Annotated in this window: 1 protein-coding gene; it reads left to right on the plus strand. The window is 41.5% G+C overall.

Translation table 11 applies throughout. The features are described from left to right. The first annotated feature begins 878 nt into the window (after positions 1 to 878). Positions 879 to 1,280, plus strand: coding sequence for a hypothetical protein (locus BLP80_RS14875; RefSeq protein WP_218120478.1), 402 nt, complete (start codon positions 879 to 881; stop codon positions 1,278 to 1,280). Positions 1,281 to 1,347: the final 67 nt, after the last annotated feature.

Genomic DNA, 1,347 nt, shown 5'->3' on the forward strand with positions numbered 1-1,347 from the left:
GTTATCTTGCCACGATTCACCTAAAGCGTTCTCATCCGCCTTAAGCAAGATCTGGGCATGAAGCCTTTTGTACGCCGCCACTTTTCCTTTGTGCATCAAACTTTCTAAATAAGCTTGTTCTTCTTCGGTTAGCCTCACCATGTATTTCTTTGCCATTGGCCCACTTCCATTCTACGTTGAAGGTCGAGAGTATGGGGAGCTTTAGTCGACATTTCAAGAATGACTGAGTACTAGAGTATTCTCCAATATTCACTCGAATAGTTGCTAACGACTTTATTCCTTAGGGTTTAGCAGCACATATAACTTACGTGAGCAGCCAGAAAGCTTTGACTAGAAATGAATTCTCTTATAATAATTTCTAACAAAAGGTACAGATGCAGTAATTTCGCTAAGATAGAAGAAAGACAATCCAGTACAGATTCGAGAGCCGGTCAGTCGGCCTTGCAGATTAACCCGAATATTTCATAAATTGGCACGTGCCCTCACTTGTCTTTTGATTAATAAGAAAGATTTTGCTCAGTCGGGTGTATGAATCACTACACTACTCTTTCTCAAAACTTCCCTATTAATCAAAATCCTGCGTAATCATCACGCGAATTTATGAAATATTCGGGTTAATGTGAAGGGGAGGGTGGTTTTAGTGTCGGCGCTGTATCACGGTACCAGTTATGGTTAGATATGGCGACTGGTTTTCCGCTTAAATGCGAATTAAGAGCTGAAATAGAAGCCAGTTCATCAATAACGTTAAACTATTGAGGAAGACATCACCCAACCTCAATAAATCAAAGTAGCCGATGAACTGGCAAAACCGATTAATAACGATTTATCTCTATGTTTGCAAGCATTATCAGCAAAATCTTTGGACTTATGGTCAAAGAATGAGCAATTACGCGGATTTAAGTTTTAGCGACGAAGAAGTCATTACTCTCTGCCTGTTCGGCGTGGTGGACAAGCATAGAGAGATCAAAGGTATTTATGAGTACGCAGATCGCCATTTACGCGATTGGTTTCCACGACTTCCAAGTTATGTGGCTTATGTTCAGCGCCTGAATCGAGTAGCCGATGTGTTTGCACCCTTATTAACACTGATTCAGCAAGAACAGGAAACCAGGAATCCCGGGCAAGTTTGGTTGATCGATTCATTTCCGGTAATCCTTGCCAGGCAAGGTCATCGGTTTAACGCGTGTGTAGCGAAACAGTTGGCGGATTCAGGCTACTGCTCAACAAAGAAGTTCAGACAACCTGATCTCGGAGCATCCCTCGTTTTTAAAGCATTCTAAAGAACAAATATAAATCAATCGATTACATGTGCCAGGGGAGGAGATACAAAAATAGGCAGTCAAACAA

The sequence above is a fragment of the Nitrosomonas sp. Nm132 genome, from assembly GCF_900100485.1.
In the GTDB taxonomy this organism is placed as follows: Bacteria; Pseudomonadota; Gammaproteobacteria; order Burkholderiales; family Nitrosomonadaceae; genus Nitrosomonas.

Excerpts from the sequence above, each read along its gene's own strand:
- BLP80_RS14875 (WP_218120478.1), top strand. The coding sequence starts at position 879 with ATGAGCAATTACGCGGATTTAAGTTTTAGCGACGAAGAAGTCATTACT.